The 382-nt window shown below is 51.0% G+C and carries 1 protein-coding gene; it reads right to left on the bottom strand.

What is annotated here, in order from left to right:
- Positions 1 to 335, bottom strand: a 335-nt coding sequence (locus I6F37_RS44835) for a DUF6029 family protein (RefSeq protein ID WP_225155108.1), incomplete at its 3' end; no start/stop codon positions are given.
- Positions 336 to 382: the final 47 nt, after the last annotated feature.

Raw genomic sequence — 382 nt, 5'->3', positions numbered from 1 at the left:
GGACGGCAGATGCCGCCAACACAAAGCAATCCTCCACGTACACGGCCGTAGCCACCCTGAACGCGTAACGCGTCGTGAACGTAGGCCAGTGATGCGTTCGGGTAATGGACGCGAAGCAAAGGATCGTTGTTACCATAGTTGTATTCGTCGAACACTGTAACGAACCACGAAGGCGATACACTGTATTCGAGAAGCCCCATCATCCAGCTTCCGTTCTGCGTTGTAAACTCTACGCCGGGTTCGTGTTTTACGCTCATGTACTGAAGCTCTGTTCGCAGCGTGTGACCTTTCTGCAAAGCCCACCACAATTCCAGCACAATAAGATTCGTAGTCATGATGCCGTACTTCTTTTCATTGTCGCCGGCTAGACCCTGAATTATAT

The sequence above is a fragment of the Bradyrhizobium sp. NBAIM08 genome (assembly GCF_020193935.1).
Taxonomy (GTDB): Bacteria; Pseudomonadota; Alphaproteobacteria; order Rhizobiales; family Xanthobacteraceae; genus Bradyrhizobium; species Bradyrhizobium yuanmingense.
This window is presented reverse-complemented; position numbering and strand designations above follow the sequence as displayed.